This is a genomic window from Moorena sp. SIO3H5, from assembly GCF_010692395.1.
Lineage (GTDB): Bacteria > Cyanobacteriota > Cyanobacteriia > Cyanobacteriales > Coleofasciculaceae > Moorena.
Genome location: NZ_JAAHHS010000288.1, coordinates 1 through 9,968, shown reverse-complemented (window position 1 = coordinate 9,968; position 9,968 = coordinate 1). Strand labels below are relative to the sequence as shown.

Below are 9,968 nucleotides of genomic sequence, written 5' to 3'. Positions count from 1 at the left end.
AGCCGTCAGTTTGCCTTAGGTGTAGATAGTGCATCGGTTTACATTAATTCCTCACCAAAATTTTCACGGAATCCGCAACCAGGAGACTCCGTGTTTCTAGGTATGTCTAACCAAAAAGGACATTCTCGCGGCATGATTAGCCTGGAGACTCTCACTACCCTTAAACACGTAGTTCAGGGCAATGGACAGTTTTAGCCGTTGGTCATTTGAGCATTGGCTGATTTCAAGCGGGAGGGGATCAATCGATCCATCCAGTATTCTAAATAGGCTCGATTTTCGTCAAGTTGAGCAGGATCCGTGGTATCCATGGGATTAGGGGCTAGCCCCAAAATCGCAGCTGTAGTAACACAAAACATAGATTTCTGGAAAGTCTCGCATATTCTGACCCGCAAGTCAATTTCACCCCGATGCGATCGCATATAAAAATCCCTGAGATACTTGGGTAGATAATGCCTCATATCCTGCATCAGCAATGTCGGTGGAATTCCAGAACCACCAATAGGCAATGGGTCAGCATACAACGCGCCATAGGTAAATCGGGTTTGATCTGGAGAAATCTGGTAGGCTTGGGCATTCAGAGATACTGTCCCCAGAAAGGGTGTTCCCCGGAAGAAAATTGCTTCTACATAGGGTACTCCTGTATCAGACAAGAAAGTCAAACCAACCGATTCGGGAATAATCTCATACCTTTTATCACCAATCTGAGGGGCATAGCTAATCGGTTTGCTTGCTGCTGCGACTAACCCTGCTTTAATATGGTCTACTACTTGGGGAATAGACGTAATTTCCCCTTCGTCATAGCCCTCAGATAGGGACATGAATATATCACTCATCACCCGCCAGAATTGCCCTAATCCACTGGTATAGGCAAGCATTCGCACTTGTTCGGGCAGGAATTCAGGAAATAGCTTGTTAATTCCCAGCATCAGGGGATTTGTCTTAAACTTTGCCTGAATTGCTTCCGTACATCGCTGCTTAAATTCATCGGTATCGAGATGAGTATCTAAGCCCCCACCACCGTGCCATAACATCGAGCGCATACAGTATTCAGCGTACTCAAAGTTAATGCGGTCGTGCCACCAATGACGTAAAAGCTTTGAAAATGAAATATCCCCATTAAAGTATTTAAAGAAGGGGAAAAAGACTAAAAATTGATGATCCGCAGTGTAAATTAGATTACGAGAGTAAGCATCTAAAACAATTCCATAGCTGTGAAGTATACCGACTACTTCCATCAGGTTTTCTGGAGAATCCGATAGCAGAGCACTACCAGTTTGTAGTCGATTTATATACTCTTCTAGGGGATGCTTTTGTTTGTTTTTTTGGCTAACTACCATAATAATTATCTTGAAGGTTTAAGGTTTAAGGTTTAAGGTTGTCTGTAAAAATGAAGAATGAAGAATTCTAAATTCTAAATTCTACATTTCCCAACAACCTGTTAACCTTCAACTATTGGTTGATACATTCACAGCTACATTCGGTGGTGTCGTTACCAACGTTGCTGTGATCGGTTCACTTAAATTAAGTAACCATCCCGGCTGTATTCCCAGAATCACAATCAATAGGGCTAAAACTAGCCCTGGTAATTGTTCTGTAAACTTAACGCTGGGTAAATCAGTTAAATGGGTAGCGAGACGACCAAAGAAGGCTCCACCAACTAGTTGTAAAAAGTAAACAACCGTTAAACCGGTGCTGAGCATGCATAGGATAGTTGGGATTGGTAATACCTGGAGACTACCCCAGTAGACCAGAAATTCAGAGATAAATCCCACCATGCCAGGGATACCAGCACTAGCCATTACACCAAGCACCATCAAACTACCAACTACTGGCAGACCTCGTTCCGGATTTAATAAACCATTGAGGATAGTGATATCCCGTGAGCCAGTTTTCTTATAAATGATACCGACTAATAAAAACAGTAGCGCTGATATTAACCCGTGACTGATCATATGCAAAACTGAGGATACCAAGGCTAGCTTAGTGGCAGCAGCAGCAGCTAACAGAATGTATGCCATGTGAGCGACAGAACTATATGCCACCATTTTTTTCATGTCTTTTTGGACAATGGCATTGAACGCTCCGTAAAGGGAACTTACTGCTGCCCAAATTCCCAACCAAGGTGCCAGAATTGTCCAAGGTTCCGGAAACAAACCTAAGCCAAACCGCAACAAACCATAGGTACCTAATTTCAGGAGTACACCAGCTAATAGAATTGAAACTGGAGTTGATGCTTCCACGTGGGCATCTGGCAACCAGGTATGGAATGGCACAAACGGAATTTTAATTCCAAAGCCAATTAGAACTGCTCCTAAAAGAATTAATTGCTGAGCAACCGGTAGTAATGATGCCAGCTCCTTGGTCTCGGCGTAGCTAAAGCTAGAGGAACCAGTCAAAAACACTAGGCCAAGGAATGACGCTAGAACCAAGGCTCCGGAAAGGGCTGTGTAGAGAAGAAACTTGGTTGCAGCATAGCCTCTGCGCTTACCCCCCCAAATGGCAATCAACAAATATAGGGGAATCAGTTCTAGCTCATAGAAGATAAAAAACAGCAGTAAATCCTGAGCTAGAAAGGCACCGGCAACAGCGCCATTGATCAAGAGCATCAGAGCGTAATACAACCTAGGCCGAATGGTATTGGAATCTGTGCAATACAGGGCAATTGCGGTTAGCAGACCATTTAGGATAAGTAAGGGCAACGATAGACCATCTACCCCTAAACTATAGGTCAAACCGATTGCCTGAATCCAAGGAAGATTTTCCTGAAATTGTAGATTCACGTCACCGGGGTTAAACATGGTCATCAATATTACTGACCAGAGGAAAATACCACCAGTAACCACCAAGGCAATTTGACGAGCTGCTTTAGAGCTAACATTCCCGGGCCAAAACCCCACTATAGCGGCACTAAGTATTGGTACCAAAATCAAGGCACTCAACATAAATCGACCAGTCTCCTAATCATTTGTTTACTAACTGTTCTTATCGGGTTGTTTGGGGTTGAAGGTTGTTGAAGGTTGTTGAAGGTTGAAGGTTGTTACAGGTTGAAGGTTGCTTTGTTGAAGGTTGAAGGTTGTTACAGGTTGAAGGCGCACGGGTGGCCTTTTGGCCAAGGTTCAACACTCAAAGGGCTAACCTTCAAGTAGCTAACTTTCAACGGGCTAACCTTCAAGTAGCTAACTTTCAACGGGCTAACCTTCAAGTAGCTAACCTTCAAGTAGCTAACCTTCAACCTGCTAACCTTCAACTTGCTAACCTTGGCCTATTGGCCACGCGTGCGCGAACAACGGGCTAACCTCTAACTAATCACCGATCAACAATGACCACTGCTCCAAAGACCACTGACTCCAAGACCACTGATTCAAGGGCCAAGTGATGAAGATTGCTAATAAGCTGATTCCTAACAGGATAGTCAGTACATAAAACTGTGATTTACCGGAAACGCTGTATTTTAGGCTTTGACCACTAAATACTGTTCCTAAACCAACCAGATTGACTAACCCATCAACGATATATCTATCCACCCAAGCTGTAATGTTAGAAAATAAGCGAACAGCAAACACGATGGTGTAACGATACAGTTCGTCCAGGTAAAAGTCATAGGCGAATAGGTCTTGGAACAATTTCAACGGCATCCGAATTGAGCGCGACCAGGTTCTGGGTAGGTAAATTAAAGCCCCTATAGTGCAACCTACGACACCAGAGATTATCAAGCTTACCTCGGCTAGGAAATTGAGATCCTTCCATTCCGATAGCAATTCCATCGGACGTATTAGCACGGGTACCAGCAATGTCACTACCGTTAACGCTACCATTGGTAAAGCCATAGCCCACGGTACTTCTGGTGCTCGACGGGTCTTCGCTTGGGGTTTCCCTAGGAAAACTAGCCGAAACACCCGGACTAAACCTAAGGCAGTAACTGCGTTAACGAAGAGAAAGGGTATGACTAGAAGAGGGGCTTCAAACCAAAAGGCGTTAATCCCTTCACTCATTGCCCAAAAGCCACCCAGGGGGAAAAGTCCAATCAGACCAACCATACCCACCGCAAAGGCAGTGCTAGTAGCAGGCATTTTTGACCATAAGCCCCCCAATTCAGCTAAATTTTGGTTATTGGTGTTGAAGATTACCCCCCCGATGCTCATGAACATCAGGGCTTTAGCACAGGCATGGGCAACCAGTAAAATCACACCAATATCAGCACGCTGCATTCCAACCGCGATAAATACTAAGCCAATGTAAGCGCTGGTGGAATGGGAAAGCGATCGCTTAATATCAATTTGTGCGATCGCTACCAGTGAGGTTCCTAGTGCTGTGATAGTACCAATAACTACTAACACTGATAAGGTCAACGGTGAGATCATCGTCACAATCGGCACCAGTTTAATCAGCACATAAGTACCACAAGTCACCACCAAGGAATTCCGCAGTACTGAGGCAGGATTCGGTCCCTCCATCGCCTCATCCAACCATAAATTCAAGGGGAATTGGGCACATTTACCAATTGGACCAGCAATCAAAGCCAATCCCAGTAAGTTCCCTACCAGTGGCGTTAGATTAGCTGAATAAGCCCAGGTATACAAGTCTGAAAAGGTTAAGCTTCCCGCAAAGGTCGCTAAGCTCACCACCCCAACTAGCAGCAAGATATCTCCTACACGCTTAGTTAAAAAAGCATCTCGGGCAGCTTTGAGTGCTAAAGGCTGAGCATACCAAAAACCCACAATTAACAAAGTACACACCGTGAGCATTTCCAACAGAGCGTAAGTCAGGAATAAGGAATTACTCAAGACAATTCCAATCAATGCCCCTTCAAAAAATCCCATCAGGGCAAAGAAGCGAGCTAATCCCCAATCTTTCTCCATGTATCCGAGAGCATAGAGTTGGGCCAATAGACTTAGGCTAGTGATAAACTCCATTGCTCCAGTACTCACTGGTGAGACTTCCAGAACAAAAGATATGTCAATATCAGCTACCATTAGCCAGTGAAACTGTATCTCTTGCACTGGTTCCTGTAATGAAGCCTGGAAGATCAGCCAGCCATGAATGCAGGCCAAAAGTGTCATCAACAGGTTAAAGTAAGCCGCTGGTCTCGGTCCCGTACGACGCACTATTCCTGTTGCCCAGGGGATAGTTAAAAATGCCCCAATCCAACCGTAAATAGGAACTATCCAAATAGTCTGAGTAAGCAACTCAGTCATCACGCCTTGACCTCATCATTTTATTGAATCAATTAAATAAAAATCGGTACTAATTAGCCCAAACGAATTTTTAAAGTGACGATTTTCCTCGGTTTACAGCTAATAATGTCGTGATTTGTCTTAAATCATTAGTATTTTTATAACTTTATCAGTTAAGGGTTATCTTCGGCATAATTTCGGCAGTTTTTTACCGAATATTTTTTTGATTTTTACCATAAACCACGGGTTTTGACATCATGACAAGTAACCTTTATAGAACCGAGCCAGCTAACGGATTAAAGGTCAAGTCGGCCTTGACAACCGAGCCAGCTAATGGATTAAATGTCAAATCAGGCTTGACAACCCATCTATCCACCGATTTATGCTTAGTCAGGTTAGAGCGACCCAGTTCCCCGTGCCGTAACCCAGGAACTCGGTAACCGCACTCAGATTCTGGCCCTTAGTGAGGATTACTTATCTAAAAGTTATAAAAAAATTATAAAACAAAAGCAACCATTCTCCAAAACGGTGAATTTTCGTTAAATAATCTAGCTGACCCCCTCGGAGTGTTAAGTTTCGTTAAGGTCTCTCATTAAGAAGTATTATCATATTTTATATTGTCAAATACGCCAAGGTTCTCTATGCTTAGTTTTGGTTGTCCTTTAAACAAAGATGTAGAGGGCATTCCCCGTCTACTATCTTTGTTTCAGCCGGGGTGTAAGCGTAGCGTGGCCTATTGGCCAGGGAAACAATCACTTTTGCTTAGGCAAACCCACACCCCCCTCCACCCTTTAATCCCCCCCAAACTAACCATGAGGCGGATTAAGGGAGGAGCAAGGGAAGCACAGAAACACGACCAATACACTTAGCTACCTGATGCGTGCTAGGTGAATTAGCTAGGTCAGTTAGCTAAGTCAGTTAACTACCTGCAATGGGCTTGGTCGGCTCACGTTCTGACGGTGTATCGAAAAGGCCGATTTACCCGGCAACATTGCAGTTATCTGCAATGCCATAGAAACCCTAACTACACTGCCCTAACTACACTGCAAGGTTAGTTAGGGAGCGTTCATAACTCTTATTTGACTAATCCACTAGGAGAAAAGCGAAATGCCAATTGCTGTTGGAATGATTGAAACTGAGGGCTTTCCAGCTGTTGTAGAAGCAGCTGATGCGATGGTTAAAGCCGCTCGCGTCACCCTTGTGGGTTATGAAAAAATCGGTAGCGCTCGTGTAACCGTGATTGTCCGGGGAGATGTATCCGAGGTGCAAGCTTCCGTAGCTGCTGGGATAGACTCAGCAAACCGAGTGAATGGGGGTAAGGTGGTATCCACCCACATCATCGCTCGTCCCCATGAAAACTTAGAGTATGTCCTACCAATTCGTTACAGCGAAGCTGTGGAACAGTTCCGTAGCTACTAGCCAAGATGCTCCTAAAAACCATAGAGAGTCTAGAGGCAATTGGCACAAGCTTGGGTGCTGAACTCGTTGGTATGCAGTGACTATAGGTTTAGCTTAAGGGCTTATATGCCGTCACAACCATCCCACGTGTGGTCAGCGCGTGGGTTGATCAAAATTTTGATAAACGTCTAGGAGTAAAATTCATGTCAATTGCTGTGGGAATGGTGGAAACCCTTGGTTTTCCAGCGGTTGTAGAAGCCGCAGATGCGATGGTGAAAGCGGCTCGTGTCACCCTTGTGGGTTATGAAAAAATTGGTAGCGCTCGTGTAACCGTGATTGTGCGGGGAGATGTTTCCGAGGTGCAAGCTTCCGTATCTGCTGGGATTGATAACGTTAAGCGTGTTAATGGCGGTCAGGTATTATCTACCCATATTATTGCTCGACCTCACGAAAACCTCGAATATGTTCTACCAATTCGTTATACCGAAGATGTGGAACAGTTCCGGGAGAGTACTAACGCCATCCGTCCGATGAACCGTCCATAATCGTCCGCCAATTTGAGATTCAATACATGCCGGTGTCAAGTAGGGGATTTGCTTACCATGAGGGGAGAGATTGCTTGATCCACTAGTTTTGGCTTAGCCATATAACTGCTCCCTAATCCATCTCCCCCCAAGTCCTGTCACCCCAAGTCCTGTTAATAATTTAGGTCGATGCAAATTGCTTTGGTCCGAGGCACGGTCGTTAGTACTTATAAAGATCCTAGTCTTAGAGGAACTAAATTCCTTTTCCTGCAATACCTAGATGATGCAGGAGAACCACTCCCCAAGTATGAGGTAGCAGCTGACATAGTCGGTGCTGGTATAAATGAGTGGGTGCTAGTCAGCCGTGGCAGCGCGGCTCGGCAAGTTGGTGAGAGTGACAAGCGTCCCATTGACGCTATGGTGGTGGGGATTATTGACACGGTCAGTGTGGACAATAGCATGCTCTACAGCAAAAAAGACCAGTATTAGTGAGTAGGTTCGGACAATAGTAGCTTTGGGTAGTAGCTTTGGGTAGTAGCTTATGCCTGGTTATCCATTGCGCGATTCTGATCACGGTCCCAATAGCTTTCCAAAGCAGTTATTTGTAACGATAAGCCATAACGGTAGAGGTTAACTATTAAAAATCCAGCAATTTCTGCGTGATTACATTTCCCGAGTGGGAGCAGCAGAAATAACTAACCCCAATCCTCAAATGTGGGGCTTGACAAAAATCTATTTCATGACAGTGTATCTCAAATAAAAATTAGGAGGAAAACATCTATGGCATTTAGCACCCAGGCAGCTCCCCCAACACCTTGGTCACGGGATCTGGCTGAACCAAAAATTGATGACACAGCTTATGTCCATTCTTTTTCCAACATTATTGGAGATGTAGAGATTGGGCCAGATGTATTGATTGCCTCGGGAACCTCGATTCGAGCTGACGAAGGGGGACCATTTTACATCGGTGAAGGTACCAATATTCAAGATGGTGTTGTGATTCATGGTCTTGAAGACGGTCGGGTTGTTGGGGATGACCAGAAAGAGTACTCAGTTTGGATTGGCAAGGATGCATCGATTACCCACATGAGCCTGATTCATGGTCCTGCTTATGTTGCGGATGATTGCTTTATTGGCTTTCGCTCTACGGTGTTTAATGCTAGAGTTGGCAAGGGCTGTATTGTGATGATGCATGCCCTCGTTCAGGATGTCGAAATTCCTCCCGGTAAATATGTTCCTTCCGGAGCGGTGATTACTAATCAGCAGCAAGCTGACCGACTACCGGATGTAGAAGAGCAAGATAGAACGTTTGCTAACCATGTGGTGGCAATCAATGATGCATTGCGGGAGGGTTATCAGTGTGCAGAGGATGATTCCTGCATGATTCCCATCCGTAAGGAAATTGCTGACAATGCTGACTCTAATGGTCATAGTAGCCCTGATAGTTCCCATAAATCTTTCAGATCAATGTCTTCAAATACAGGATTAAGTTCAGAGCTTCAACAACGAGTTCGTCAACTGTTAGGCCAAGGATACCGAATTGGTGCTGAATATGCTGATGAGCGTCGCTTCCGTACTAGTTCCTGGAAGAGTGCTTCCGGAATACACTCCGATCGTGAATCAGAAGTGCTCCAATCCTTGGGTGATTGTCTGGCAGACCACGCTGGTGAGTATGTCCGACTAATTGGGATTGACCCGAAAGCTAAGCGCCGGGTGTGTGAAGAGATTATCCAAAAACCGGGTGGCCCTGTTTCTGGAAGTTCCACTGGATCTGGTTCAAGCAGCTACAGCCCCTATAGCTCTGCTCCTCAACCTACTGCGGGTTTCTCTAGCAATGGCTTAGACTCATCAGTGGATGATATAGTTCGTCAACTGTTGTCCCAAGGGTATCGGATTGGTATTGAGTATGCTGATGAGCGTCGGTTCCGGACTAGTTCCTGGAAGAGTGCCCCTGGCATAAGCTCCGATAATGTATCACAAGCTTTGGCAGACCTAGGGGCTTGTTTGGCAGACCACGCTGGTGAGTATGTCCGACTGATTGGCGTTGACCCGCAAGCCAAGCGCCGGGTGATGGAAAAGATTATTCAAAGACCTGGGGACACTGTCAACCCTGGTGCTAAATCTGCCCCTAGTAGTAGTAGCTATACTCCCGCTTCAACGCAATCCTCAGGATTCAATGGCAGCAGCGCTTCTGGTTCATCCTTGAGTCAAGATATCATTGAAAAGATCCGTAACTTGTTGTCCCAAGGTTTTCGCATTGGTACTGAACATGCGGATAAACGTCGATTCCGCACCAGCTCTTGGCAGAGTTGCTCCCCCATTGACTCTACTCGGGTTTCAGACGTGGTTGAAGGTCTAGAAACCTGCTTGGTTCAACATTCGGGTGAGTATGTACGGTTAATTGGTATTGATCCGAAAGCTAAACGGCGTGTTCTAGAGACGCTGATTCAAAGGCCGTAATCTATAAGAATAGCACAGGGAACAGGGAACAGATAGGGAAGTTTGGGAAGTCTGGGAAGTGTGGGTAGTGTGGGTAGATGGGAAGAAGCCCCAATACCGTACTGCATCCCTTAGAAAATAAACCGTCAAACCCTATCCCCCTACTCCCTTGCTGCGAGAACCATTTAATTTAAATCAAGACCAGCTTATTGATAGGTATTAGACTTCTTGCAACGGTAAAGAAGCTCTCAAAAATGATAGTGCTAGAGTCAAATTTAATCCCAAAACCGTTTACCCAGAATTCTTTACCCCGACAATTGCGGCGAAGTCTACTGTGCCAAAAATTATGCACTTGCCTAAACTTCTATTGAGTAATAATTCTCATATATAGATCGGAAGAGCGTCGGGAAGTACGCATCGAGCTTACTCTAAC

General features: G+C 45.0%; 8 protein-coding genes and 1 pseudogene. 6 read left to right on the top strand and 3 right to left on the bottom strand.

From position 1 onward, the window contains the following. Positions 1-195 (top strand): annotated as a pseudogene (locus F6K52_RS25465) (gamma-glutamyl-phosphate reductase); the annotation flags it as partial. On the opposite strand, the gene F6K52_RS25460 reads toward F6K52_RS25465, so the two are convergent. Next, complete coding sequence (locus F6K52_RS25460; protein WP_293084687.1) at positions 192-1,337, bottom strand: CO2 hydration protein; 1,146 nt, start codon at positions 1,335-1,337, stop codon at positions 192-194. The pseudogene F6K52_RS25465 and the gene F6K52_RS25460 overlap by 4 nt on opposite strands. Positions 1,338-1,445: 108 nt before the next feature. Further along, a complete protein-coding gene (locus F6K52_RS25455) occupies positions 1,446-2,942 on the bottom strand; it encodes an NADH-quinone oxidoreductase subunit M (protein WP_293084684.1) in 1,497 nt (498 codons plus the stop codon). Positions 2,943-3,073: 131 nt separating this feature from the next. On the opposite strand from F6K52_RS25455, the gene F6K52_RS25450 reads away from it, so the two are divergent. After that, positions 3,074-3,295 (top strand): pentapeptide repeat-containing protein, encoded by a 222-nt coding sequence (locus F6K52_RS25450; RefSeq protein ID WP_293084681.1) that lies wholly within the window; start codon positions 3,074-3,076, stop codon positions 3,293-3,295. 7 nt (positions 3,296-3,302) lie between these two features. On the opposite strand, the gene F6K52_RS25445 is transcribed toward F6K52_RS25450, so the two are convergent. After that, positions 3,303-5,195, bottom strand: a complete 1,893-nt coding sequence (locus F6K52_RS25445) for an NAD(P)H-quinone oxidoreductase subunit F (protein ID WP_293084678.1) — start codon at positions 5,193-5,195, stop codon at positions 3,303-3,305. Positions 5,196-6,281: 1,086 nt separating this feature from the next. Between F6K52_RS25445 and F6K52_RS25440 the strand changes: the two genes are divergently transcribed. The 4 genes from F6K52_RS25440 (at position 6,282) to F6K52_RS25425 (ending at position 9,556) form a co-directional block, all read left to right on the top strand. After that, on the top strand, positions 6,282-6,593 hold the full coding sequence (locus F6K52_RS25440; protein WP_293084675.1) for a carbon dioxide-concentrating mechanism protein CcmK: 312 nt from the start codon (positions 6,282-6,284) through the stop codon (positions 6,591-6,593). A 182-nt stretch (positions 6,594-6,775) separates the two neighbouring features. Continuing rightward, positions 6,776-7,117 (top strand): carbon dioxide-concentrating mechanism protein CcmK, encoded by a 342-nt coding sequence (locus F6K52_RS25435; protein ID WP_293084672.1) that lies wholly within the window; start codon positions 6,776-6,778, stop codon positions 7,115-7,117. A 168-nt stretch (positions 7,118-7,285) separates the two neighbouring features. Beyond that, positions 7,286-7,585: a EutN/CcmL family microcompartment protein gene (locus F6K52_RS25430; RefSeq protein WP_293084669.1), complete on the top strand. Its 300-nt coding sequence runs from the start codon at positions 7,286-7,288 to the stop codon at positions 7,583-7,585. A gap of 291 nt (positions 7,586-7,876) precedes the next feature. Next, complete coding sequence (locus F6K52_RS25425) at positions 7,877-9,556, top strand: ribulose bisphosphate carboxylase small subunit (RefSeq protein ID WP_293084665.1); 1,680 nt, start codon at positions 7,877-7,879, stop codon at positions 9,554-9,556. Positions 9,557-9,968: the final 412 nt, after the last annotated feature.